General features: G+C 46.9%; 19 protein-coding genes and 1 pseudogene. 12 read left to right on the top strand and 8 right to left on the bottom strand.

Features of this window, described 5'->3' with window-relative positions; genetic code table 11:
- Positions 1-218: 218 nt before the first annotated feature.
- The 6 genes from tig (at position 219) to MJO46_RS04850 (ending at position 8,702) form a co-directional block, all read left to right on the top strand.
- Positions 219-1,523, top strand: a complete 1,305-nt coding sequence (gene tig / locus MJO46_RS04875) for a trigger factor (RefSeq protein WP_253988346.1) — start codon at positions 219-221, stop codon at positions 1,521-1,523.
- Positions 1,524-1,612: 89 nt separating this feature from the next.
- Positions 1,613-2,221: an ATP-dependent Clp endopeptidase proteolytic subunit ClpP gene (clpP, locus tag MJO46_RS04870; RefSeq protein WP_007647146.1), complete on the top strand. Its 609-nt coding sequence runs from the start codon at positions 1,613-1,615 to the stop codon at positions 2,219-2,221.
- A gap of 85 nt (positions 2,222-2,306) precedes the next feature.
- Entirely contained in the window at positions 2,307-3,587 is a 1,281-nt protein-coding gene (clpX, locus tag MJO46_RS04865; RefSeq protein WP_198782991.1) for an ATP-dependent protease ATP-binding subunit ClpX, read from the top strand.
- Between the two features lie 132 nt (positions 3,588-3,719).
- Positions 3,720-6,077 (top strand): endopeptidase La, encoded by a 2,358-nt coding sequence (gene lon, locus MJO46_RS04860; protein WP_198782992.1) that lies wholly within the window; start codon positions 3,720-3,722, stop codon positions 6,075-6,077.
- A gap of 260 nt (positions 6,078-6,337) precedes the next feature.
- Positions 6,338-6,610 carry a nucleoid-associated protein HU-beta gene (gene hupB / locus MJO46_RS04855; protein WP_006081127.1) on the top strand — a complete coding sequence of 91 codons (273 nt, stop codon included), beginning with the start codon at positions 6,338-6,340 and terminating at the stop codon, positions 6,608-6,610.
- Positions 6,611-6,836: 226 nt separating this feature from the next.
- Positions 6,837-8,702, top strand: a complete 1,866-nt coding sequence (locus MJO46_RS04850) for a SurA N-terminal domain-containing protein (RefSeq protein WP_253988345.1) — start codon at positions 6,837-6,839, stop codon at positions 8,700-8,702.
- Between the two features lie 113 nt (positions 8,703-8,815).
- Here MJO46_RS04850 and MJO46_RS04845 read toward each other — a convergent pair whose 3' ends face one another.
- The 8 genes from MJO46_RS04845 to pspF all read right to left on the bottom strand — a co-directional run bounded on the left by MJO46_RS04845 (position 8,816) and on the right by pspF (position 16,927).
- Positions 8,816-9,028: a molybdopterin-binding protein gene (locus MJO46_RS04845; RefSeq protein ID WP_198782994.1), complete on the bottom strand. Its 213-nt coding sequence runs from the start codon at positions 9,026-9,028 to the stop codon at positions 8,816-8,818.
- 122 nt (positions 9,029-9,150) lie between these two features.
- A complete protein-coding gene (gene fabV / locus MJO46_RS04840; RefSeq protein WP_253988344.1) occupies positions 9,151-10,353 on the bottom strand; it encodes an enoyl-ACP reductase FabV in 1,203 nt (400 codons plus the stop codon).
- Positions 10,354-10,458: 105 nt separating this feature from the next.
- On the bottom strand, positions 10,459-11,244 hold the full coding sequence (locus MJO46_RS04835; RefSeq protein WP_253988343.1) for an ATP-binding cassette domain-containing protein: 786 nt from the start codon (positions 11,242-11,244) through the stop codon (positions 10,459-10,461).
- Positions 11,225-12,232, bottom strand: coding sequence for an oligopeptide/dipeptide ABC transporter ATP-binding protein (locus MJO46_RS04830; protein WP_253988342.1), 1,008 nt, complete (start codon positions 12,230-12,232; stop codon positions 11,225-11,227). Before MJO46_RS04830 ends, MJO46_RS04835 begins: the two co-directional genes overlap by 20 nt.
- A gap of 3 nt (positions 12,233-12,235) precedes the next feature.
- Entirely contained in the window at positions 12,236-13,126 is an 891-nt protein-coding gene (locus MJO46_RS04825; RefSeq protein ID WP_253988341.1) for an ABC transporter permease subunit, read from the bottom strand.
- On the bottom strand, positions 13,113-14,144 hold the full coding sequence (locus tag MJO46_RS04820) for an ABC transporter permease subunit (RefSeq protein ID WP_253988340.1): 1,032 nt from the start codon (positions 14,142-14,144) through the stop codon (positions 13,113-13,115). Before MJO46_RS04820 ends, MJO46_RS04825 begins: the two co-directional genes overlap by 14 nt.
- The gene (locus MJO46_RS04815; RefSeq protein WP_253988339.1) at positions 14,144-15,769 is read right to left on the bottom strand and encodes an ABC transporter substrate-binding protein; all 1,626 of its coding nucleotides are present in this window, start codon (positions 15,767-15,769) and stop codon (positions 14,144-14,146) included. Before MJO46_RS04815 ends, MJO46_RS04820 begins: the two co-directional genes overlap by 1 nt.
- Positions 15,770-15,838: 69 nt before the next feature.
- Entirely contained in the window at positions 15,839-16,927 is a 1,089-nt protein-coding gene (gene pspF, locus MJO46_RS04810; protein WP_253988338.1) for a phage shock protein operon transcriptional activator, read from the bottom strand.
- Positions 16,928-17,104: 177 nt separating this feature from the next.
- On the opposite strand from pspF, the gene pspA reads away from it, so the two are divergent.
- The 6 genes and pseudogenes from pspA (at position 17,105) to megL (ending at position 22,772) form a co-directional block, all read left to right on the top strand.
- Positions 17,105-17,788, top strand: a complete 684-nt coding sequence (gene pspA / locus MJO46_RS04805; RefSeq protein ID WP_253988337.1) for a phage shock protein PspA — start codon at positions 17,105-17,107, stop codon at positions 17,786-17,788.
- Between the two features lie 17 nt (positions 17,789-17,805).
- The gene (pspB, locus tag MJO46_RS04800; protein ID WP_253988336.1) at positions 17,806-18,045 is read left to right on the top strand and encodes an envelope stress response membrane protein PspB; all 240 of its coding nucleotides are present in this window, start codon (positions 17,806-17,808) and stop codon (positions 18,043-18,045) included.
- Positions 18,032-18,418 (top strand): envelope stress response membrane protein PspC, encoded by a 387-nt coding sequence (gene pspC / locus MJO46_RS04795; protein ID WP_198783003.1) that lies wholly within the window; start codon positions 18,032-18,034, stop codon positions 18,416-18,418. The genes pspB and pspC overlap by 14 nt, the downstream gene beginning before the upstream one ends.
- A gap of 113 nt (positions 18,419-18,531) precedes the next feature.
- Positions 18,532-19,992, top strand: coding sequence for a YcjX family protein (locus tag MJO46_RS04790; RefSeq protein ID WP_253988335.1), 1,461 nt, complete (start codon positions 18,532-18,534; stop codon positions 19,990-19,992).
- Complete coding sequence (locus MJO46_RS04785) at positions 19,989-21,263, top strand: TIGR01620 family protein (protein WP_253988334.1); 1,275 nt, start codon at positions 19,989-19,991, stop codon at positions 21,261-21,263. Before MJO46_RS04790 ends, MJO46_RS04785 begins: the two co-directional genes overlap by 4 nt.
- A 317-nt stretch (positions 21,264-21,580) precedes the next feature.
- A pseudogene (megL, locus tag MJO46_RS04780) lies at positions 21,581-22,772 on the top strand (methionine gamma-lyase).
- Positions 22,773-22,947: the final 175 nt, after the last annotated feature.

The raw sequence follows: 22,947 nt of genomic DNA, 5'->3' as shown, positions 1-22,947 counted from the left end.
CGCTTTTTTTATACCCCAGATTCGGCTGTTGAGGCTCGACTCTGCAGAAAACGGTGGCTATAATGTCGCGTCTTGATAGATATCAACTATGAGCGACCTGTGCCAAAAGCCAGTAGTGGTGGGCATTGTAGTCAAATTTAATGATCAAGAAACGAATACCTGAATAGTTGATGACTCGGCTATTACAAAGGACGTTAGACAAATTTCGAGGTAAAACAATGCAAGTTTCTGTTGAAGCAACCCAAGGCCTAGAGCGTCGCCTGACCATTTCTGTTCCTGCGGAACAAATTGAAAAGCTGGTTAAAGACAGTTTACAACGTGAAGCTAAGCGTGCTCGTATCCCAGGTTTCCGTCCTGGTAAAGTGCCTGTCACTGTTATTAACAAACGTTATGGCGCGGCAATTCGTCAAGATATCACCGGTGAAGTCATGCAACGCAACTTCATCGAAGCCATCATTGCTGAGAAATTAAACCCAGCAGGTGCACCGACTTTTATTCCTGGTTCAACTGATGGCGAAAAATTCGAATTTATCGCTACCTTTGAAATCTACCCAGAAGTTGAGCTAAAAGGCTTAGACTCGATTGAAGTTGAACAACCAAAAGCACAAGTGACTGACGCTGACGTTGACACTATGATCGAAACTTTACGTAAACAACACGCGACTTTCGCGGCTGTTGAGCGTGAAGCTGCCGATGGCGACAAAGTAAAAATGAACTTTGTTGGCTCAGTTGACGGCGTTGAATTCGAAGGCGGCAAAGCGGACGATTTCGAACTGCAATTAGGTAGCGGCCGTATGATCCCTGGTTTTGAAGCCGGTATCTTAGGTCACAAAGCGGGCGAAGAATTTGTCATCGACGTGACTTTCCCAGAAGAATATCACGCTGAAAACCTGAAAGGTAAAGCGGCTAAATTCGCCATTACACTGACTGAAGTGCAAGCGGCTAGCCTGCCAGAAGTCAACGATGAGTTTGCTGCTCTGTTCGGTATCAGCGAAGGTGGCTTAGAAGCGCTGAAAACTGAAATCCGTAAAAACATGAACCGTGAACTTGAGCAAGCGTTAAAAGCTAACGTGAAAGAGCAAGTGATCGCAGGTCTGTTAGCAAACAACGACATCACTCTGCCAAAAGCATTGATCGATGGCGAAGTTAATGTACTGCGTCAACAAGCGATGCAACGTTTTGGCGGCCAAGCGGCTAACATGCCAGAACTGCCAGCTGAACTGTTCACAGAACAAGCGGCCCGTCGCGTTAAAATCGGTCTGCTATTAGGCGAAGTCATCAAGACTAACGAACTGAAAGCAGAAGACGAGCGCGTACAAGGCCTGATCGCTTCTATGGCGTCAGCCTATGAAGATCCAAGTGAAGTTATCGCTTACTACAACAGCAACAAAGAACTGATGCAGAACATGCGCAACGTTGCTTTAGAAGAGCAAGCGGTTGAAGCACTGCTTAAATCTGCCAAAGTGACCGAGAAAGAAGTTGCTTTTGAAGAATTTATGAACAAGGCTACCGGTCGCGCATAAGCTAAGCTTGACTTGATTAGCTGTTCGCCATTTATAATGGCTCGTATGAGGCTCCTCATGCGAGCCATTTTTATTTAGGGAAGTGAATAATGCATAATGCGTCAGACATACAAAGTGCTTTAGTGCCTATGGTGATCGAACAGACTGCTAAGGGTGAACGTTCATACGATATTTATTCTCGTCTATTGAAAGAGCGGATTATCTTTTTGGTGGGTCAAGTTGAAGAACATATGGCTAACCTGATTGTGGCGCAGTTGTTATTCTTGGAATCAGAAAGCCCTGATAAAGATATTTTCTTATATATCAACTCACCTGGCGGCTCAGTTACTGCGGGTATGGCGATTTATGATACCATGCAATTTATTAAGCCTAACGTGAGCACCGTGTGTATTGGCCAAGCGGCCAGCATGGGCGCCTTCCTGTTAGCGGGTGGCGAGAAGGGTAAACGTTTCTGTTTGCCAAACTCTCGGGTGATGATCCATCAACCACTGGGTGGTTTCCAAGGTCAGGCTTCCGATATCGCTATTCACGCACAAGAAATTATCGGCATCAAAAATAAGCTCAACCTGATGCTTGCCGAGCACACTGGCCAGCCACTCGAAGTGATTGAGCGCGATACCGATCGCGATAACTTTATGAGTGCAACTCAAGCCGTGGATTACGGTTTAGTTGACGCTGTGATGACAAAACGCGGCTGATTTTTGCTTTTGACTGGGCTATGCTCTGTAAAAGGTTAAGCAAGTTTAAGACTGGCAGTAGAGCAGACTGCAAATGAGGTAATTAATGGGCGACAACAAAAATAATGGTGACAGCGGTAAATTGCTGTACTGCTCTTTTTGCGGTAAGAGCCAGCATGAAGTGAGAAAACTGATTGCTGGTCCATCAGTATACGTATGCGATGAATGCGTTGAATTATGTAACGACATTATTCGTGAAGAGATTAAAGAGATCTCTCCAAAACGTGATAACGATAAACTGCCAACGCCACATGAGTTGCGTGCGCATTTAGACGATTATGTTATTGGCCAAGACCGAGCCAAAAAAGTGCTCTCTGTTGCGGTTTATAATCACTATAAACGCTTAAAAAATTCATCCCCTAAAGATGGGGTTGAATTAGGCAAAAGTAACATTTTGCTGATTGGCCCAACGGGTAGTGGTAAAACGCTGCTAGCAGAGACACTGGCGCGCTCATTAAACGTACCTTTCACCATGGCCGATGCTACCACTTTGACCGAAGCGGGTTATGTGGGTGAAGACGTTGAGAACATCATTCAAAAATTGCTGCAAAAGTGCGATTACGATGTTGAGAAAGCCCAGCGCGGTATCGTTTATATCGATGAAATCGATAAAATTAGCCGTAAGTCAGACAATCCATCGATCACCCGTGATGTTTCAGGTGAAGGTGTGCAGCAAGCACTGCTTAAGCTGATTGAAGGCACTGTTGCCGCGGTTCCACCCCAAGGTGGCCGTAAGCATCCACAGCAGGAATTTTTACAGGTTGATACCTCTAAGATCCTGTTTATCTGTGGTGGCGCATTTGCCGGACTTGAAAAAGTGATTGAGCAGCGTGCCCACGTTGGCTCAGGCATCGGTTTCGGTGCGCAGGTAAAAGGCGAAAAAGAGAAGGCGACGATTTCTGAAACCTTATCTCAAGTTGAACCCGGTGATTTAGTCAAATATGGCTTGATCCCTGAGTTTATCGGCCGTCTACCTGTGGTTGCGACACTGACTGAACTCGATGAAGAAGCCCTAGTGCAAATTCTATCTCAACCTAAAAATGCCCTGACTAAGCAATACAGTGCGTTATTTGAGATGGAAGGCGTAGAGCTTGAGTTCCGTGAAGATGCACTAAAGGCGATTGCCCATAAAGCCATGTCCCGTAAGACGGGTGCCCGTGGTCTGCGTTCAATTGTTGAAGGTATTTTACTCGATACTATGTACGACATTCCTTCAACCGAAGGCGTGGTGAAGGCCGTCGTTGATGAGTCAGTGGTCAATGGTGAGTCTGCACCTATCCTGATTTATGAGCGAAATGAGGCGCAGGCGGCTTCCGGCGAGCAATAATCGTACTGTTTGAAAATAAACTGAAAAACAAGGAGTCCAATGGGCTCCTTTTTTCGTATTGACCATTGAAACTGATTAAACCGTCCCAATATACTCCATTATCAATCCCATTCACCAAAACGGAATCGAACTATGACCCTAGAGCGTGAAGCGCATATCGAACTCCCCGTGCTGCCACTGCGAGATGTGGTGGTCTATCCCCATATGGTAATTCCGTTGTTCGTTGGCCGAGAAAAATCGATTCGTTGTCTCGAAACGGCAATGGCCCAGGATAAACAGATTATTTTAGTGGCGCAGCGAGATGCCGAGCTCGATGAACCCACCAAAGATGATATTTTCGATGTTGGTACAGTTGCCTCTATTTTGCAGTTACTGAAATTGCCTGATGGTACGGTAAAAGTGCTGGTTGAAGGTGGCCGTCGCGCCCGTATCACCCGTTATACCCAAGAAACTGAATTCTTTGTGGCTAAGGCTGAGTATCTGGAATCAGAGCCGCTGGAAGACAAAGAAGAAGAAGTGCTAGTGCGCAGTGCCATTGGTCAGTTTGAAGGTTATATCAAGCTGAACAAGAAGATCCCGCCAGAAGTCTTAACCTCGTTATCGGGTATCGATGAAGCGGCGCGTCTGGCGGATACTATGGCCGCACATATGCCACTTAAGCTTGAAGATAAGCAGTCTGTACTTGAGATGGTCAACGTCGGCGAACGTCTGGAATATTTAATGGCGATGATGGAATCGGAGATCGACCTTCTGCAGGTTGAGAAACGTATCCGTACCCGCGTTAAAAAACAGATGGAAAAAAGCCAGCGTGAGTATTATCTGAACGAACAGATGAAAGCCATCCAAAAAGAACTGGGTGACTTAGATGAAGGCCATGATGAGTTTGAAGCCTTAAATCGTAAGATTGAAGAGGCTAACATGCCAAGCGAAGCGAAGGAAAAAGCCCTCGCCGAGCTGAACAAATTACGCATGATGTCACCCATGTCGGCGGAAGCCACAGTTGTGCGCAGTTATGTCGATTGGATGACGTCAGTGCCTTGGAGCCAACGCTCTAAAATCAAACGTGATTTAGCCAAAGCCCAAGAAGTGCTCGATACCGACCATTATGGCCTGGAAAAGGTTAAAGAACGTATTTTGGAATACCTCGCGGTACAGAGCCGTGTGCGCCAGCTCAAAGGGCCAATCCTGTGTCTCGTTGGGCCACCAGGTGTGGGTAAAACGTCATTGGGTCAATCCATTGCTAAGGCAACTGGGCGTAAGTATGTACGTGTAGCCTTAGGCGGCGTGCGTGATGAAGCGGAAATCCGCGGACATCGCCGTACTTATATTGGCTCTATGCCGGGTAAAGTCATTCAAAAGATGGCCAAAGTGGGCGTGAAGAACCCGTTATTCCTGCTCGATGAAATCGACAAGATGAGTTCTGATATGCGCGGCGATCCCGCTTCTGCGTTATTAGAAGTATTAGATCCTGAGCAAAACGCGACCTTTAACGACCATTACCTCGAGGTCGATTACGACTTATCCGATGTGATGTTCGTGGCAACGTCTAACTCTATGGATATTCCTGGGCCGCTGCTGGACCGTATGGAAGTTATCCGTCTGTCGGGTTACACCGAAGATGAGAAGCTAAACATTGCTAAACAGCATTTGTTGACCAAACAAATTGAGCGTAACGGTCTAAAAGCCAATGAAATCCATGTGGATGACAGCGCGATTGTCGGCATTATCCGCTACTACACCCGTGAAGCGGGTGTGCGTTCGCTTGAGCGTGAATTGTCGAAGATTTGCCGTAAGGTCGTGAAAATGATTTTGCTGGATAAGTCAGTTAAATCTGTGACAGTTAACCAAGAAAACTTGAAGTCATTCCTCGGTGTACAACGTTTCGATTACGGCAAAGCCGAGTCGAAGAACCAAATTGGTCAAGTGACTGGTTTAGCTTGGACACAAGTGGGCGGCGATTTACTGACGATTGAAGCAACATCGGTTCCGGGTAAAGGTAAGTTGACTTATACAGGTTCACTTGGCGACGTAATGCAAGAGTCGATTCAAGCGGCGATGACAGTCGTTCGCGCCCGCGCCGAGCAGTTAGGTATCAATGGCGACTTTTACGAGAAGCGTGATATCCATGTGCACGTACCAGAAGGCGCAACGCCTAAGGATGGTCCATCGGCCGGTGCGGCCATGTGTACCGCTTTGGTTTCAAGCTTAACGGGTAACCCAGTACGTGCCGACGTAGCCATGACAGGTGAAATTACCTTACGTGGTGAAGTGTTACCTATCGGCGGTTTGAAAGAAAAACTGCTGGCAGCACACCGCGGCGGCATAAAATTGGTGCTTATTCCAAAAGAGAACGAGCGTGATTTGGAAGAAATTCCTGCCAATGTGATTGCCGATTTAGAAATTCGCCCCGTGCGTTGGGTCGATGAAGTGTTAAAACTGGCTCTAGAAAGACCGGTTGAAGGCTTCGAAGTGGTTAAAAACTTGGCATAACGCAAGAAAATGCGCTACCACGCTAAAAAAAGTGAAAAAAGGGGCTTAACAAAGCGCAGACCTGTGGTAGCCTAGGTCTGTGGAGAGCCAGCTGCTCCAAGCCCTTGGCGCAACTGGCTTTGAGCTGTATCCAGTTTTATTTCTTTGGTTTTCGAACTCAGCTTGAACTTTGAATTCAAGCTTGTTATAAAAGCCTCCGCAGACCGCTCTAGAGACGGATTTGGTTGCGGCGCAAAAAAAATTACATTCAAGGGGATGACATGAACAAATCTGAACTAATCGAGAAAATCGCTTCTGGTGCTGACATTTCTAAAGCCGCTGCTGGCCGTGCACTGGATTCTTTTATCGCTGCTGTGACTGAAGGTCTGAAAGAAGGCGATAAAATTTCTCTTGTTGGTTTTGGTACTTTTGAAGTGCGTGAGCGCGCTGAGCGTACTGGTCGCAACCCACAAACGGGTGAAGAAATCAAAATCGCCGCAGCAAAAATTCCTGCATTTAAAGCAGGTAAAGCTCTGAAAGACGCTGTCAATTAATTTTTGATATCGTAGCCTTTGTAAGGCATTCGTAATGATAAGCACTGTTTAATCAGTGCTTTTTACGAATTGAAAGTAATGGATTTTGACGTTTTACATCAACCATTACTCGGGGTTTTAGCACTTACCTGTGGTAGCGTCTGAATTATCCCCATAAATTACAGAAAGGCGCATCTCAAACTGATGCGCCTTTTTATTTTGTTAATCGCAACAAGCGAGAAATCTGATGTTAGAAAAGATCCGCGACGGTTCGCAAGGCGTGATAGCTAAAGGCATTCTCGTACTTGTGATTTTATCTTTTGCATTTGCAGGTGTCAGTAGCTACTTAGGCTCAACAACTGACGTACCCGCCGCAGAAGTCAATGGTGACAAGATCACTAAAGCCGAGTTAGAGCAAGCCTACCAGAGCGAACGCTCTCGTATGGAGCAACAGCTGGGTGAAATGTTTGCTGCATTATCTGCCGACGAAAAATACCTAGAAAGCATAAAGCAGAGCGTGTTAGAACGTTTAGTTGCCGATAAACTCATCGACCAAGCCGCACATGCTATGGGTCTGAGAGTGTCTGATGAGCAAATTATTGCAGCTATTAAAACAGAACCTGCTTTTCAAACTGACGGTAAATTTGATAACGAACGTTATCAAGCGATTTTGCGCCAGTTAGGCTATCAGCCACAAACCTTTAGAAGCATGATGCGCGTCGATATGACTCGTCGCCAGCTGACTGCGGCCTTAGTAGGTACCGAGTTTGTGTTGCCCGGTGAAGCTAAGCAATTAGCTGAACTGCAAGGTCAAACCCGTGATATTCGTTACTTGGTGGTGGATTCTGCGCCATTCCTTGCCAATGCCAGTGTTACCGATGAGCAAGTGAAAAACTACTACGATGCTAACCAAGGGCAATTTATGAGCCCAGAAAAGGTGAGCCTAGAGTACGTTGAGCTAAATACGGCTGATTTTGCTAAAAATAGCCCTATTTCGGACGAAGAAGCGCAGGCTTATTACGATGAGCACAAAGCCCAATATGTGGCGAATGAAAAGCGTCTAGCGGCTCATATTCTGGTTACTATTGATAGCGATGAAGCTGCCGCAAAAGCCAAGGCGGAAGATTTAGCTAAGCAATTAGATAATGGTGCCGATTTTGCTGAATTAGCGAAAGCTAACTCCGACGATACCTTGAGTGCAGAGCAGGGCGGTAAGCTGGAGTGGTTTGAACCCGGTGTGATGGATCCAACCTTCGATGCTGCGTTATTTGCGTTAAATAAGGGTGAACATTCAGGGGTTGTTAAAACTGATTTTGGTTTCCACATCATTAAATTACTCGATGTGCAAGCGGGTGCAACAGTGCCTTTTGCCGACGTGAAAGCTAAAATTGTGGCCCAGTTGCAGGACAAGAAGGCTGTCGACCAATTCTACAGTTTGCAAAGTAAGTTGGCCGATACCAGCTACGAGGTACCTGATACCTTAGCTGAAACGGCAAAAGCCGTAGGTATTGCGGTTAAAACCACTGCACTCTTTTCCCGCGACGATGTTCCCGCTGAGTTTAATAAGCCGGATTTTGTAAAGGCAGCCTTCTCAGAAACGGTTATGTTAAAGGGCTTGAACAGCGAAGTGATTGAACTTGCGCCTAACCACGTGATTGTTATCCGTGCCAAAGAGCATCAGGATGCAGGCACTTTGCCATTAGCGACTGTGAAGACCGACATCACGGACCGTTTGAAGCAAGAGCAGGCGAACGATGCCGCCCGTGCCAAAGCGCAGGAAATACTGTCACAGGTTAAAGCGGGTGCGACCGATATCGCGCTAATCGCTAAAGCTAAATTGGGCCGTGGTGAGCAAACTATTGACGCTGCCATTGTGGGCAAAGTGTTCCAAATGCCAACACCGAGTACTACCCCTGTGGTGGATACTGTGGCTTTAGCCAATGGGTATGCCGTGGTCGCGCTGGATAAAGTCAATGCCGCTGAGAGTGTTAGCGATGAGCTAGTCAATGCGCTTAAGCAACGTTTGAATGCGCAATACAGTGAAGCAGACTACCGTGGCTTGATCGACTCACTCAAAGCCAATGCCGAGGTATTGTACCCGGTAGAAGGTTAATCTAAGTATGGATAGCGGCCAAGGCTGTTATCTCTAATAGATTGAATAAAAAGGCCAAGTGAATTCACTTGGCCTTTTTGTTTGCGTATTTCTCTATGACTTAAAACGAAGAATTAATCATCCACTCCAATCATTACGCTGCTCGCTTTGATAAGTGCATAAGCTGAATCGCCAACTTTAAGCCCTAAACGTTCGCAGGATGCTTTAGTGACCACGGAGGTGAGCACTACGCCCGGTGCGAGTTCAATCGTGACCTCGTTATTCACTGAGCCGATTTCGATGGCGGTAATTGTGCCACTAAGGGTATTGCGTGCACTGATCTTCATTTTTTTGTCCTTATGCTACCTGTGAAAAGTCATCCTAGTTTAGCCTATCGACCTAGTTTTGCAGCAAATAAAAACACCACCCTAAGGTGGCGTTTAGTATTAACGCTGGTAATTCACGGGAATTAGAGTTCGATCACATCAAATTCAACGTAAGGATTTACATCAGCGTCGTAATCAATCCCTTCAATGCCAAAGCCGAAGAGTTTAATAAATTCAGCCTTGTATTCTTGATAGTCAGTAAGTTCAGAGAGGTTCTCTGTGGTGACTTGGGGCCATAAATCGCGGCAATGCTGCTGAATATCTTCACGCAGTTCCCAGTCGTCCAAACGTAGACGATTATCGCTGTCGGTTTCAGGCTTGGCACCGTCGGCGCGGAATAGGCGCTCGCTGAACATGCGATAGATTTGCTCCATACAACCTTCGTGTAGCCCTTCTTGGCGCATTTTCTTAAATACCATAGCGATATACAGTGGCATTACAGGGATAGCTGAACTGGCTTGAGTCACAACGCTCTTGAGCACTGCTACATTAGCGCTACCACCGGTTGCGGACAGTTGCTCATTTAAGGCTTTTGCTGCGCGGTCCAGATCCATCTTGGCCTTGCCAAGGGCCCCATGCCAGTAGATTGGCCAGGTCAGCTCAGTGCCGATATAGCTATAGGCTACTGTTTTGCAGTTATCGGCTAGTACACCAGCTTCTGATAAGGCTTTAATCCACAGTTCCCAATCTTCGCCGCCCATAACAGTGACGGTATCGGCAATTTCCTGCTCAGTTGCGGGCTCAACGGTCGCTTCAATAATGCAGTCTTTATTGGTATCAACGGCAGTTGCGGTATAGGTTTCGCCAATGGGTTTTAAAGCTGATCGGATAAGCTCACCTGAATCTGGGTGTTTGCGCACAGGGGAGGCCAGTGAGTAAACGACCATATCGATTTCGCCGAGATCTTGCTTAATAAGCTCGATGACTTTTTGCTTTGCTTCATGGCTGAAGGCATCGCCGTTAATGCTTTTTGAATACAAGCCTTCGGCTTTTGCAAACTTATCGAAGGCGGCGGAGTTATACCAACCGGCAGTGCCAGGTTTGGCTTCTGTACCTGGCTTTTCGAAGAACACGCCAATGGTCGCTGCATCGCTACCGAAAGCGGCGGCGATACGTGAAGACAGACCGTAACCGCTGGATGAGCCGACCACTAAAACTTTTTTAGGGCCATTAGCGATTTTGCCTTTCGCTTTGGTTAAGGCGATTTGTTCTTGAACGTTTGCTTCACAGCCAACGGGATGAGTGGTGGTACAAATAAAGCCACGAATTTTTGGTTTGATAATCATGTTTAAGCTTCTTCTATCAAAATAGCCAATAGGATAAATATTTCAGCGAGTAAATGGCATCTATTTTTAACCAATTCGCCTGATTATTTAAGTGGTTGGAGCAGTTTAACGCTTGTGAACAAACAGGCTCTGCTCTTGGATCAGCCTCTGGGTGTATTCATGTTGTGGCGAGTTAAATATCTGTTCTGTTGGGGCTTTCTCAACCATAACCCCCTTATGCAACACCATAATTTTATCGCTAACATGGCGAATAATATTGAGATTATGGGAGACGAAGATATAAGACAAGCCGAGATCTTTTTGCAGTTTCAGTAATAAATTTAGAATTTGTGAGCGTACAGAAAGATCAAGAGCCGTTAATGCCTCATCGGCAATAATAATCTTAGGATTGAGCATAAGAGCCCGCGCCACCGCGACCCGTTGCTTTTGGCCTTCGGAGATCATATGCGGATAGAAATCAGCATGCTCCGGCAATAAACCGACTTTCCTTAAGGTGTCTATAACTTGGCTATGACGCTCTTTGGCCGAGAGATCAGTATTAAACCGCAGTGGCTCATCGAGCAACTGACCAATAGTGAGTCTGGGATTGAGTGAAGTATTAGGATCTTGGAAAATCATCCTGATCAAGCGGCAACGCTGTTTGATGTTGCGGCTATCTAAGGCTTCACCCTCAAAGTAAATTTCACCGCCGCTGCGGGGTTCTGCACCGACTAATATGCGCGCAAGAGTACTCTTACCCGAGCCCGCTTCACCGACTATGGCTAAGGTTTCGCCACTATTGAGCTCAAAAGAAACGGGGGCTAATGCATCGTTATATTGGCGTGAAAAGCCTCTATAACCTGTATCATATCTTTTATAGAGATCGTTAACTTTAAGCAGTGGGATCGTCATTTGTTGTTTCGCCGTGGTAAGGGAAATGGCATGCAAAGTAGCGGTCTTTGATATGACTCAAATTTGGCTGATTAACACATTTCTTTTGTGCTTCGGGGCACCTTGGCCCTAGGCGGCAACCAATGGGAAGATGTTGTAGCGCAGGTGCTGAGCCTGGGAGTGTTGGCATGATAGCCTTGTGCGCTTTGATGCCCGAGTAGTCAGGCATGTTATCGAGTAATGCCTTAGTGTAGGGGTGATAGGGGGTGGCAATCAGTTCCTCGGTCGGTCCCGATTCCATCACTTGGCCACAGTAGAGTACTGATAAGTGATCACACCACTGGGCTAAGGTTTCAAGCTCATGGCTGATGATCAAAATCGACACGTTTTGCAGTTGATTGAGTTGGGATAGTAAGCGAAAAATCTGGGCCTGAGTGCTAAGTTCCATGGAGTTTGTCGGTTCATCGGCAATCAACAGTCGCGGTTGATTGGCGACGGCCATGGCGATCATCACCTTTTGGCATTCACCCTCGGACAATTCCCAAGCGTAGCTCGCCATGACTTTCTGTGGGTCTTTAATACCGACCTTATGTAGCCATTTTTGAGCGGTGAGTTTGGCATGTTTATGCTTTTGCCAAAAATAGGCTTTGGGATTTTTGGGCATAGCCTGCATCAACTGACTCCCAACCGTTTGGGCTGGGTCGAGGCTACCCGAGGGATCTTGGAAAATCATCGCCATATCTGAGCCCATCAGATTGCGGCGCTCCTTTGAACTCATCGCCATCAGATTATTACCGTCCCACATCATGCGATCGGCGGTAATAGTCCAATTGGGGCCTGGGATCCCAAGAATGGCTCTGGCCAACAAACTTCGTCCAGAGCCGGATTCACCGACTAGGCCATGAATCTCCCCCGCATTGAGCGTTAGGCTGACCTTTTCGAGTGCCCGCACTCTGCCGTGGGGCGTATCGAGTTCAATCGTTAGATTTCGTACGTCGAGTAAAGGCATAAGTTAGTTTCTGATGGGCGCGAGCGCCGACCGTAGGCCATCACCAACCAAATTAATGGCCAGCACACTAAAAAGAATCGCTAATCCCGGAATCGTTACCGTCCAAGGTGCGGTCAATAAATTATCTATGCCCTGAGCCACCATAGCTCCCCATTCCGGGCTTGGCGCCTGTGCGCCTAAGCTTAGAAATCCGAGGGCGGCTATGTCTAAAATAGCGGCAGAAATGGCTAAGGTCGTCTGAATGATCACCACTTCCCAGACGTTTGGCATGATGACATACCAAAAAATTTGCAGCGAGTTGGCACCATCTAATCGCGCTGCGGTAACGTATTCTTTTTGCAATTCCTCATGCACAGATTGATGAATGGAACGCACAAACTGGGGAGTTAAGGCGATACCAACGGCCCAAAACACATTTTCAAGCCCTGGCCCCATCACGGCCACCACTAAAATGGCCATCAAGAGTGACGGAATTGACAGCAGCGCGTCGAGTAAATGACCGAGGATACTGGATTTCAAGCCGCGCATCATGCCGGACAATGAGCCGATAATAAAACCCGTCACTAGGGCGGTAATTACGATTAAAAGTGCCATGCCGAAGGTCAAATGGGCACCGTGCAGTAAACGGCTAAATATATCGCGGCCGAGATCATCAGTCCCTAAAAAATGAGCAACTGTACCCGAAGGGTCCCAAGATGGAGGCAATAATAACGCTCTAGGATCTTGGGCTTCTGGGGGAAAAGGCGCAATCATAGGGCCAAACAGCGTTAGCAAAAGCAGGAATGCAATCGTCCACAGCCCCGCCAAGGCAAAAGGGTTGGCCGAAAAATTTTGCCATACCCGCATCATAGGGGAGGCGATTTGATCTTCTTTATAGATTTTAACTGGCGGCATAAAGGTCTTTTCTGCTCAGTGGATTGAAGACAGTATGCAATACTTCAATCAAGATACTTAGGAAGATGATCAGCAAGGCAACAGCCAGAATACCCCCTTGGATAACAGTATAATCCCGCTGATAAATTCCCGATACCAACCATGAGCCGACCCCGGGCCAAGAGAAAATCATTTCGACCACAATGGCATAGCTGGCAAAGGAACCAAGCATTAACCCTAGGTGCTTAAGCACAGGGATTAAGGCATTGGGTAAGGCATGGCGCAGAATGATAGTGCCAGTGTGCATTCCCCGGGCTTCGGCGGCGCGAATAAAGGTTTGATTCATCACATTCATCATGGCTGAACGGGTGCTGCGAACGACCACGGTAAAAGGTAAAACGGCTAAGGTTGTTGCGGGTAAGACAATATGTAACAGCGCATCTTTAAAGGCTGACATGCTGTATTGTGACTCAGAAAGTAAAATATCAGCTAACATAAAGCCAGTGATCGGCTTAATCTCATACAACAAGTTAAGCTGTCCCGAAATAGGTAACCAGCCCAGGTCGACCCCAAACCAGAGCGACAGATAAAGCCCCAACCAAAAAACGGGCACTGAATAGCCCGTAAGGGTAATGGCCATAATGGTATTCTGGGTGAGTTTATGCTGGCTTTGAGAGGCTAAAACCCCGAGCGGCACCCCTAAGCCAATAGCAATGATTGCCGCCATAATCGCTAATTCAAACGAGGCAGGAAGCACAGCACGTAATTCTTCGGCAACGCTTTGGTGAGAGGTGACCGATACCCCTAAATTCCCGCTTAATCTCTGTTGCAAATACGCAAAAAATTGCAAAGCTTGATTATCATTTAATCTGTAGTCTTGCTCTATTTGCACCAATTGGCTTGCCGTAGGGGCATGAATGCCCGTCAGTGCAAAGCTACGTTCAACGGGAAATAATCCCGTGCTGTAAAACAGCACCCCAATCATCACCAAGGATGTCGCAAGAAAGAGATAAAGGCGTCGCAAAAGGTATCTGAACATCAGCGAGCCTCCTGCGGAGTTTGGCTTGTATGGGCAAAGGAAATGCCTCCAAAGGGAGTGAGTTGCATGTTGTGGACATTGCTACGAGTTAATGCAACACGTTTGGCGTGGGCTAAATTCACCATAGGCACTTGGTCGGCTAGAAAGGCCTCGGCCTCTTGGTAAATGGCTTTACGTTCTGCCTGGGATGACATCTCTCGGGCTCTATCTAAAATGGCATCAAATTGGCGATTACACCAGCGAGAGCGGTTGTTGTTCGACTGCATTGCCGAGCAACTGAGTAACGGAGTGAAGAAATTGTCAGGATCGCTATTATCGGCATTCCAGCCAATAAGCACTGAGTCATATTCATCGCGGCTGAGTCTTTGACTAAATACACTCCAGTCATAACTAATAATATTGACCTTAACGCCGATATTCGCTAAATCAGATTGAATTAATTCTGCAGTTTTCAATGTATTAGGATTATAAGCTCGGGCTACTGGCATGGCCCAAATATCGATACTGAGATTTTTTATTCCCACGGTTTTGAGTAAGTCCCGTGCTTTTTGTGGGTTGTAATCGTTCAGACCTTTATTGTTGTCGTAGGCCCAAGAGGCGGGGGGCAGCACCCCTGTAGCCTCAATGGCGGTATTTTGGTAAACAGCCCGCAGGATATTTTGTTTATCGACCGCATAGGCGAGGGCGCGGCGTACGCGAACATCATCTAGTGGTGGCTTTAGGGTGTTAAAGGCCCAAAATGCAACGTTGAGCCCAGGTTGGGATTCAATGGTTAACTCGCTATGTTGTTTGATAACAGGCAGTTCACCCGCCTTAGGTAGTGCTGAAACGCTGCAATCCCCCGCGATAAGTTTAGCCAGCCTGACCGTACTTTTGGGGGTTATATCAAATACCAGCATATCAATTTTTGCTGGCTCGCCCCAAAAATCGGGATGACGGCGGTAGCGAATATATTCGTTTTTAGCGTATTGGACTAAGGTAAATGGCCCTGTACCTATGGCAAAGTGGTCGACGTTTTCAGGATGACCAAGGGCTAACTGCTGCTCGGCATATTCAGCGGATAAGATCACTGCAAAGTCGGTCGCTAAATTTGATAGAAAAGAGGCGTCTTTGCGAGCTAAATAAAAAACGACTTCATGGTCATTAATCTTTTTTATTTCTTTGACTTGCGCTGAAAAGCCAATGCTTTGGAAGAAGGGATATCCAGTATGAGAGACCCTATGGTAAGGGTGTTGAGGATCAATGATACGATTAAACGAAAATAACACATCGTCGGCATTAAAAGTGCGAGATGGGGTAAAACGCGACGAGTTTTGGAACTTGACATTTTCCCTGAGGACAAACCGGTAGCTTAGGCCATCCTCTGACATTGACCATTGGGTCGCCAATGCCGGCACGAGTTTGCCTGATTGAGTATCGTAGTCGACTAAGCGGCTATAAATTTGGTGCGAGGTGGCGTCGATAGTGGTGCCAGAGGTCACCAATTGCGGATTAAAAGACTCGGGATTCCCTTCGGAGCAATACACCAAACCAGAGGGAAGTTGTTGGGGGCCACACCCGACCAACAACCAACTCATGCAGCAAACTGCAGTTGTTAGGCACAGGCGTCTAATTAGCACACTCATTTATAAATCATTATTTTATCGACTATGAAAGGCTATTTTAGCAGTGCATCTCCCCCGTGGGCAATCTGCTTATGCTTTATCGAGTAAATTGTACTTTTTCAGGATGCCACGCAGCTGGTGATAGCTTAATCCTAAAAGCTCAGCCGTCTTTTTCTGATTATATTGGCTGTTTGAGAGTGCCTGCTGCAACAAGTCCATCTCGTACTTCTCCGTTTGCTCTTTGAAATCAAGCGGAAAATTAAAAGTATTCATTGCAGGATCATTGTTGGTAACCGCTGCCGATTCGAGTGTTGGTACAACTTGGGGCGTTGCGGCCACTGCTGGCGCGACTAAAGGTAGTTGACGCTCGCGGGTCTTGACCCGAGTTTGGGGCCGATACGGTGACGCAAAAGGGTCGAGTGTAATATGATCGATTGGCCTATTTTCACCACCATTGCGATAGACGCTGCGCTCGACCACGTTTTTCAGCTCACGGATATTACCCGGCCAATCGTGGCTCATTAATTGCTCGACCGCGCGGGTGCTAAATCCACTAAAGAGTTGCAGCTTTAATTGGCGGGCCATGCCAACGGCGAAGTATTCCGCCAGTGTCATAATATCTTCTGGGCGGCAACGCAGCGGCGGCAGCGTGATCACATCAAAGGCAAGCCTATCGAGTAAGTCGGCACGAAATTCGCCAGCTTCAGCCAATGAGGGGAGATCTTCGTTAGCGGCGCAGATTAAACGGACATCGGCCTGCACGGTTTTACTGCCGCCGACCCGCTCAAATTCGCCGTATTCAATAACGCGTAGTAGCTTTTCTTGGATAAGCCCTGAGGTATTGGCTAATTCGTCGAGGAATAAGGTGCCGCCGTCGGCGCGCTCAAAGCGGCCTTCGTGTTTGCCTTTGGCGCCGGTAAAGGCGCCAGACTCATGGCCAAACAATTCACTCTCGAGTAAATTTTCACTCAAAGATGAACAGTTTAGCTTAATAAAACTTTGATCCCAGCGCTTAGACAGATAATGTAAGCGTTCGGCAATCAGCTCTTTACCTGTGCCACGTTCACCAATAATCAGTACGGGTTTAGACAGGGGCGCAATTTGCGACACATGTTCTAACACTTCGAGTAGGGCGTTGGATTGACCGATAAGGTTGTCTTGCTGAAATTTATTATCCACGATATTTTTTAGTCTTTCGCGCTAAAAATTGGTGAAAATGATAATAAGTGGCTTGGAGCGTAAAAGGAAGTAAAAGTTAATTTTTTGTTTAACTTGCTGTATTTTAATAATAATTAAAAGTTGGCACGGTTAGTGTATTACCCTGTACGAGACCAACATCAATTTGAGGATAGGATTATGGGAATTTTCTCTCGTTTCGCCGATATCATTAACTCTAATATCAGCGCATTGCTGGATAAAGCCGAAGACCCAGAAAAAATGGTTCGACTGATTATCCAAGAAATGGAAGACACACTCGTTGAAGTGCGTTCGACCTCAGCTAAAGTATTAGCTGAAAAGAAAGAGCTGCAACGTCGTATCAACCGCGTGTTAGAGCAAGTGCAAGATTGGCAAGATAAGGCTGAACTGGCACTGTCGAAAGACCGTGAGGACTTAGCGAAAGCCGCTTTAGTTGAAAAACAAAAAGCGACTGGTTTAGCAGACACGCTGAATCAAGAATTAACTGTTATTGATGAGCACATTGCACGCTTGAAAGATGAAGTGAGCATGCTGCAGGAAAAGCTGCTCGATGCTAAAGCGCGCCAAAAGACCATTATTCTGCGCACTCAAACCGCGTCATCGCGCTTAGAAGTGAAAAAGCAGTTAGATTCAAGCAAAATCGACAACGCTATGCTCAAGTTTGAGCAATATGAGCGCCGTGTCGAAGGCTTAGAAGCCCAAGTTGAATCCTACGATCTTGGCGGTAAAAAGACTTTAGCCGATGAGTTTGCGGCGCTGGAAGCGGAAGACTCTGTGAATGCAGAACTGGCAGCGCTCAAAGCCAAGGTAAAAGCTAAAGCGCCAATTAAGTCAAAAGAATAACAATTCAGAGGTGAGTTATGGATATGGACGTACTGATGGCGCCGATTATTATTTTCATGGTGATAGTCGCGCCAATATGGTTAGTTCTTCATTATCGCAGTAAGCGACAAGTGAGCCAGGGACTCACTGAGGAAGAGTTTTCACAACTCAATGATTTGATTGCTAAAGCCGACAAAATGGCGGCGCGCATTGAAACCTTAGAGGCCATTCTGGATACAGAATCGCCCGAATGGAGGGGGAAACATGAGAGGATCTAATGGCCGTACTTTGTACCGCATTCCCCAGTCCGGCAAAATAGCAGGTGTATGTGCAGGGATTGCCGAGTACTTTGCGATTGAAACATGGTTAGTGCGTGTGTTGACTGTGTCTATCTTCTTACTCGGTGGCTCAGGTGTGGTGTTTATCATCTATGTTGCCCTGTGGGTGATTTTAGACATCAAGCCTCAAAAGTCGTACGATAGGGACGATATTGAGGTGAAGAAGAAGCCGTGGCAGTCGGGAGAGCCCGCAAAGCAAGCACTGAGCGACGTGAGTCGTCAATTTCGAAATTTGGAAGTCAGGCTGCAAAATTTAGAACGCCACGTCACCTCTGACAACTTTGATTTAAAAAGACAAATCAATAGTTTGTAACCCTTCTAAAGGGCGGACATGTCCGCCCTTGTTGCTTAATCTCTTTTCCATTCCAGTGTATAGTCAACATCACTTGACATAAGTTAACATCATTCGACATAAGGGAAGTCTCTATGGGAATGCTTGATGCCTCGCTCCATAAAATAACCCAAAAGGGCCAATCCCTGTTACATCGCACCGCGGACCGACATTTACGTTTGGCGGTGACGGGGCTTTCTGGTGCGGGAAAAACCGCGTTTATCACCGGGTTAGTCAATCAGTTACTCAATTCTGGTCCTGTATCTAGCTTAACCCATGCCCGTAATAACAGCGCTTTGCCATTGTGGCAGGTGAGCCGTGAGCAGCGTTTGCTCGGGGTTAAGCGTGCCATGCAGCCGGATCTGGAAATCGCCAGTTTTGATTATCAAGGCGCCATGTTAGCGCTCACTTCCGAACCTGCGACTTGGCCTGCCTCCACCCGCACGATTTCAGAGCTACGCTTGGCGATTAAATACCAGCCGCAAAAGGGCTTGCTGGCCAAGTTTTCCGATACCGCGACCTTATATTTAGACATAGTCGATTATCCCGGCGAATGGTTACTCGATTTACCTATGCTGCGCCAAGACTTTGTCCAGTGGTGCCGTGCCCAGCAAGTTCGCATCGAGAATCTTAAAAGCTCACCCTTGTATGCCCAGTTTGAACAATCTTTGATGTCATTGGATTTAGCCGCCAGCGCCGATGAACAGCAATTGAAACTGATTGCCGATCAATATCAGCTATTACTCAATGATTTAGTGCATGTGCAAGGGTATTATCAAGCGCAACCCGGGCGCATGTTATTGCCGGGCGAATGGCAGGGCGCTCCCTTATTGGCTTTTTTCCCCCTGTTATTTGTCAGTGATGAAAAGTTCACTGAACTTTCGCAAAGCGATAAACACAGTGGCTTCCATGTGCTTGAAAAACGCTATCAAGAATACGTCGCTAAAGTGGTTAAGCCTTTCTATAAAAACCATTTTGCCGGTTTTGACAGACAGTTAGTACTCGTTGACTGTTTTAGTGCGTTGAATCGCGGTAAAAAGCAATTTGAGGATATGGGCGCGGCGCTCAACGCCATTATGGAAAGTTTCCATTTTGGCCAATCGAGTTATTTACGGCGTTTATTTGCCCCCCGCATCGACCGTTTGTTATTTGCCGCGAGCAAGGTTGACCATGTGACCCGTGATCAGCAGGGCCATGTGTTGTCCCTGTTAACTGATATGTTGAAACACAGCCAACATTTTGCCAGTTTTGATGGTTGTAAAGTGGAGACGATGGCGATTAGCGCCATCAAGGCGACTCGCCATGGCATGGTAACAACCCAAGAGGGCGAGGTGGAAGTTGTGCAGGGGACGGGACTCAACGGTAAAGCCCTGACCTTGTTTCCCGGCGAAGTGCCTATTCGCTTACCTGAACCCGATTTTTGGCGTGACCAAGGGTTTAACTTTATCGGTTTTGCACCGCCGAGCAATGTGAATGTTGACCCCTCTCAAGTGCACTTTGAGCATATTCGTCTCGATCATCTGCTGCAGTACTTACTGGGAGATAAGTTGGAATGACGTTAAAGCTATCGGATAACCCAAATGAACAGGCTGCCAATTCATCTGCCAAAACAGCTGAACGCTCGGCTGAGCAATCAGTTGAACAATCCATTGAACAACAGGCAGTTAAACAGCAGGCCATTAAACAAAAGCCGCTGAAAAAGCAGCAGCTGTTTGACCCACAAGTCGTTGAGCTTAAATCCAGTAAAGAGGAACTCAAAGGCGCGAAAGCCTTTGATCCCCATACGCCAGTGCAAGAAATCACTACTGATATTGAGGAATTAATGGATGCGACACTGTCCGCCCATCCCAATATGATTGATGCTAAATCCGTATCGCCTCAACTGGTTAAATCACGCCGTTGGTCCTGGCTCGCCCGTTTAGCAGTATCGAGTTTATTGCTGCTCGTGGTCGTTCAAACGGGATTAGGGCTGAGGGATGCATGGCTTGAGAGCCCTTGGTTGTTCAGTTTTTATGGTGTAGTGCTTGGGGTCGTCAGTACGTGGGCATTAGCGGGCGCCGTCAGTGAATACCGTAAGCTTAAGCGGCTCAAACAGGTCGCCGATACCCAAGAAACGGGCGCAAGGCTGGCGCAGAGCATGCAAATGGGTGAGGCTGACAGCTTTATCGATAACATAGTGTGCCACTATGGCGACAGCCAAGGTTTGCAGCAACTTCGCCGTTCATTAAAAGATGAACATAATGATGCCGAGAAGGTCTTGTTATTCGAGGATTTAGTGTTAACTGAGCGGGATGAACTGGCCAAAAAAGTGGTGCGACGCTATGCGGCAGAGTCGGCGGTGCTACTGGCAGCAAGTCCGTTAGCTGTGCTCGATATGGCGATCATCCTATGGCGTAATCAACGTATGCTGCGTGATGTGGCCCGCTGTTATGGTATCGAACTAGGTTACTGGAGCCGAATTAAGCTTATCCGCAGTATCATCATTAATATTATTTATGCGGGTACCAGTGAGTTAGTCACGGATTTAGGGACGCAGCTGTTATCGGTTGAAATGACAGGTAAATTGTCAGCTCGCCTAGCTCAAGGCTTAGGCGGCGGCATGTTAACTGCGCGCCTTGGATATCAAGCCATGGCACTGTGTCGGCCGATTGTGTTTAGGGAAGAGCAAAGGCCTAAATTGTCTAAAGTGCATCAGGAATTGTTAATTGAGCTGAAGCAGTTTTCAGGCAAGCTGTTTACTAAAGAAGGCCGCGACGCATTAAAAGGCCAGTTCGCCGATGTTGATGACAAAGTTTCTCGGTCGGCTAAAGATAATCCAAGAGAGTAGATGCTTTAAATATCAAATAGTGTCTGATTTAAATGGTTGAACATAGATGCGCTAGTGGGTTTATTCCTTAGCGCATTTTTTATGATTTTTTGCCGAGCTTGAGTAGCTATGTAACAAGTTAATTACACTTTGTGCGCTGCTATTTTCTCCGTGCCACTGGCTTAAGTGTTTGGCCGCGTTATGGTAGGGCTTATTCGATAGGGCTAATGTTTCATTAACTTATCTATTGGATTATCCATAACGCGGGCATTGAGCATCCCAAACGAACAATCAATCAAGAACGGAAATCGCTTAATGCCAATTACAAGGAGCTAGGTATGCAAGATGAGTCAGGCAAGATGTGGAAGGCGGCAACACAGGTTATTCATGGCGGCCACGAACGGGAGGCTTTTGGCGCCTTAGTGACGCCGCTTTATCAAAGTGCGACTTTTGTGTTTGAGTCGGCGCAGCAAGGTGGTGAGCGATTTGCGGGTGATGAACCGGGGTATATTTATACTCGCTTAGGTAATCCGACAACCGCCGAGCTTGAGCGTAAAATGGCGATTTTAGAAGGGGCAGAAGCCGCCGCTGCGACCGCATCTGGTATGGGGGCGGTATCCGCTGCATTATTGGCTAACCTGCAGATGGGCGATCATTTAGTGGCATCCAATGCCGTATACGGCTGTACCTTTGCCTTAATGACGTCCCAGTTTGCGCGCTTTGGGATTGAAGTGTCCCTAGTGGACTTTTCATCGGTAAAAGAAATAGAAGCGGCAATTAAAGCCAATACTAAGGTCATTTTCTGTGAAACCCCAGTTAACCCCCATTTGCAGGTGTTTGATTTAGCAGCAATTGCGACTATTGCTAAACGTCATCAGTTGGTCAGTATTGTCGACAATACCTTTATGACGCCATTACTGCAGCGGCCGCTGGATTTTGGTATCGATTTGGTGATCCACAGTGCAACTAAGTATCTCAATGGTCATGGTGATGTGATTGCGGGAATAGTGTGTGGCAGTGAAGAGCAGCTCCATAGAGTGAAGTATGAAATCTTAAAAGATATAGGGGCTGTGATCGCCCCACGATGCTTGGCTTATCCTACGCGGCCTTAAAACCTTAGATGTGCGTTTACAACGCCATTGTGATAGTGCCCAGCGCGTGGCGGAGTTTTTAGCACAACATCCAAGTGTTACGCGAGTTTATTACCCCGGACTGAAATCCCATCAAGGGCATCAATTTATGGGTAAGCAGATGAAACGCGCTGGTGGGGTGATCGCGTTTGAGTTGGCGGCAAATTTAGAACAAGCCATGGCCTTTGTGGGTTATCTAGAGTTATTTTCTATCGCGGTGAGCCTAGGGGACGCTGAATCCCTCATTCAACATCCGGCATCAATGACGCACTCTCCCTATACGCCAGAGGCGAGGGCAGAGGCTGGGATTGGCGATAATCTACTGCGAATTTCTGTTGGTTTAGAGGATTGTGATGACATTATTGCCGATCTAAGCCAAGCCTTAGGGAGATTGGCATAATGGCAAAGTAGCGCATTTGACTGCGGTAAAAATGGGGCGCAAGTAAGCGCTCTATTTTTTGTTCAAGCATGCCTGAATAGGCCTTAAGTTTAGTGATAGATAATATTTGTTGTGGTGATTTGGTAATTCAGCAGACCTTAGTCTATTTTTGATTTGAGGCCACGGAAGTAGGACG

The organism is Shewanella sp. KJ2020 (assembly GCF_024197625.1).
Taxonomy (GTDB): domain Bacteria; phylum Pseudomonadota; class Gammaproteobacteria; order Enterobacterales; family Shewanellaceae; genus Shewanella.
The sequence above is the reverse complement of the archived record's forward strand: the minus strand, read 5'-3'. Positions and strand labels throughout refer to the sequence as shown.

Coding starts and splice junctions, on each gene's coding strand:
- MJO46_RS04790 (WP_253988335.1), top strand. CDS start 18,532: ATGGGAATGCTTGATGCCTCGCTCCATAAAATAACCCAAAAGGGCCAA.
- MJO46_RS04845 (WP_198782994.1), bottom strand. CDS start 9,028: ATGAAGATCAGTGCACGCAATACCCTTAGTGGCACAATTACCGCCATC.
- MJO46_RS04830 (WP_253988342.1), bottom strand. CDS start 12,232: ATGCCTTTACTCGACGTACGAAATCTAACGATTGAACTCGATACGCCC.
- lon (WP_198782992.1), top strand. CDS start 3,720: ATGACCCTAGAGCGTGAAGCGCATATCGAACTCCCCGTGCTGCCACTG.
- MJO46_RS04815 (WP_253988339.1), bottom strand. CDS start 15,769: ATGAGTGTGCTAATTAGACGCCTGTGCCTAACAACTGCAGTTTGCTGC.
- pspA (WP_253988337.1), top strand. CDS start 17,105: ATGGGAATTTTCTCTCGTTTCGCCGATATCATTAACTCTAATATCAGC.
- MJO46_RS04785 (WP_253988334.1), top strand. CDS start 19,989: ATGACGTTAAAGCTATCGGATAACCCAAATGAACAGGCTGCCAATTCA.
- MJO46_RS04820 (WP_253988340.1), bottom strand. CDS start 14,144: ATGTTCAGATACCTTTTGCGACGCCTTTATCTCTTTCTTGCGACATCC.
- clpX (WP_198782991.1), top strand. CDS start 2,307: ATGGGCGACAACAAAAATAATGGTGACAGCGGTAAATTGCTGTACTGC.
- MJO46_RS04825 (WP_253988341.1), bottom strand. CDS start 13,126: ATGCCGCCAGTTAAAATCTATAAAGAAGATCAAATCGCCTCCCCTATG.
- clpP (WP_007647146.1), top strand. CDS start 1,613: ATGCATAATGCGTCAGACATACAAAGTGCTTTAGTGCCTATGGTGATC.
- pspC (WP_198783003.1), top strand. CDS start 18,032: ATGAGAGGATCTAATGGCCGTACTTTGTACCGCATTCCCCAGTCCGGC.
- MJO46_RS04850 (WP_253988345.1), top strand. CDS start 6,837: ATGTTAGAAAAGATCCGCGACGGTTCGCAAGGCGTGATAGCTAAAGGC.
- tig (WP_253988346.1), top strand. CDS start 219: ATGCAAGTTTCTGTTGAAGCAACCCAAGGCCTAGAGCGTCGCCTGACC.
- MJO46_RS04835 (WP_253988343.1), bottom strand. CDS start 11,244: ATGACGATCCCACTGCTTAAAGTTAACGATCTCTATAAAAGATATGAT.
- pspB (WP_253988336.1), top strand. CDS start 17,806: ATGGATATGGACGTACTGATGGCGCCGATTATTATTTTCATGGTGATA.
- fabV (WP_253988344.1), bottom strand. CDS start 10,353: ATGATTATCAAACCAAAAATTCGTGGCTTTATTTGTACCACCACTCAT.
- hupB (WP_006081127.1), top strand. CDS start 6,338: ATGAACAAATCTGAACTAATCGAGAAAATCGCTTCTGGTGCTGACATT.